This is a genomic window from Clostridia bacterium (assembly GCA_036562685.1).
Taxonomy (GTDB): Bacteria; Bacillota; Clostridia; order Christensenellales; family DUVY01; genus DUVY01.
In genome coordinates, this window is sequence record DATCJR010000020.1 from 1 (window position 1) to 1536 (window position 1536).

Below are 1536 nucleotides of genomic sequence, written 5' to 3' on the forward strand. Positions count from 1 at the left end.
TTGTATAACTGTATCATTAGCGATCAACTCATTGCCGCTTATCTTGATATCCCAAACAAACATATTAAAAGTGATAACAGCAATTATCGCGACCGCAAATCCAACAATTAACCCCAGCCTTTGGGTTACTAGGGTTTTCAAACTATGTAAAAAACTCCAACGAGATAATACAACGACATTATACCATAAGGGTTTTAGGTAAACAAACAGTTTTTTAAGCATTTTATCCGTAACGCAAACAATAACAACTCTATGAGAAACACGTGTAACATCATATAAAACTATGCCGCTATTAATCAATCCGTTTAGCAAACGGTCTATATTAAGTCCCGTTATCTCAACTTTGTTTTTGCCTGATATATAATCTGCTATTTTTTTAAACATCTATATATACCTTTTCTTCTTACTTGTTTACGCTGACTGAAGTTATATCGCCTGTTATTATCAAATCATCATTGCTTAGGTGTTTTATTACTAAATTTTCTCCTGTAACGACAAGCAACTCTTTGCCTATCTTCAATTCAAGGCTTTGAGAACTAAAAAACCTTATTCCCTTATGTCCTGCAACATATACAGCACGACCAGCAAAAACAGTATATCGATATTGCATAATAATATCGGCAGGCAAGTCAATAAGTTTTGACAGCTCTGTCATAAAATCCATATACTTCTACACCTAATCAATTAATACTATTTATTTTATGATTGTGTAGCATATAATTAGAAGTCTAATAGAATCAAAAATAAGGACATAAAATAATTAAAATCATAATAATTTAGAAATTACTGTTTTTTGATGATTTACTCACAATATTAAAAAAACATTTTCAATTATTGCTAAACAATTACTATTATGATATAATATAAAAATAAAAAAGAACTTTTGGAGGTTGACATGGGGGATAAAATCCTTTCTAAGGAACTAATATCAAGACTTCCTAGATATTTCAGATATCTCGATGACTATATGAATGTTGGAATCAAAAAGGTTTCATCAGGAGAATTATCACATAAGATGAATGTTACTGCATCTCAAATTAGACATGACCTTGGACATTTTACAATTTCAGGACAACAGGGTTATGGATATAATGTTAAAGAACTATATGAAGAGATAAAGAAAGTTTTGGGACTAGATAAAGAAAAAAAGGTGATAATTGTAGGCGCTGGTAATATGGGAAAAGCACTTATATCACATAGAATGTTTAGAAACCGTGGCTTTAAACTGATAGGCGCTTTCGATGTAGTGGAAATGCCTGATATTAACGGATGTCATGTTTATCATATAAGTGAATTGCCTGAATTTGTAAAACAAAATAATCCTGACCTTGCTATTTTGTGCGTACCTTCTCAAGAAGGTTCAATCGTAGCAAAACAGCTTGTAGATGCAGGTATCAAAGCAATTCTTAATTTCTGTTATGTAGATCTTGATGTTCCAGACGATGTAATAGTAGAAAATGTACATCTAAGAGACAATCTAATGGTGCTTGCATATAAATACGATAATATGATTAATGAATAAAATAACCCCGGCAT

The 1536-nt window shown here is 31.4% G+C and carries 3 protein-coding genes; 1 reads left to right on the top strand and 2 read right to left on the bottom strand.

From position 1 onward, the window contains the following. Both VIL26_00810 and VIL26_00815 read right to left on the bottom strand, forming a co-directional pair. A partial coding sequence (locus VIL26_00810; protein ID HEY8389485.1) for a sporulation protein YqfD occupies positions 1–384 on the bottom strand: 384 nt, incomplete at its 3' end. A gap of 19 nt (positions 385–403) precedes the next feature. Then, positions 404–664 (bottom strand): YabP/YqfC family sporulation protein, encoded by a 261-nt coding sequence (locus VIL26_00815; GenBank protein HEY8389486.1) that lies wholly within the window; start codon positions 662–664, stop codon positions 404–406. Between the two features lie 231 nt (positions 665–895). Between VIL26_00815 and VIL26_00820 the strand changes: the two genes are divergently transcribed. Then, entirely contained in the window at positions 896–1522 is a 627-nt protein-coding gene (locus VIL26_00820; protein HEY8389487.1) for a redox-sensing transcriptional repressor Rex, read from the top strand. Positions 1523–1536: the final 14 nt, after the last annotated feature.

Coding starts and splice junctions, on each gene's coding strand:
- VIL26_00815 (HEY8389486.1), bottom strand. CDS start 664: ATGGATTTTATGACAGAGCTGTCAAAACTTATTGACTTGCCTGCCGAT.
- VIL26_00820 (HEY8389487.1), top strand. CDS start 896: ATGGGGGATAAAATCCTTTCTAAGGAACTAATATCAAGACTTCCTAGA.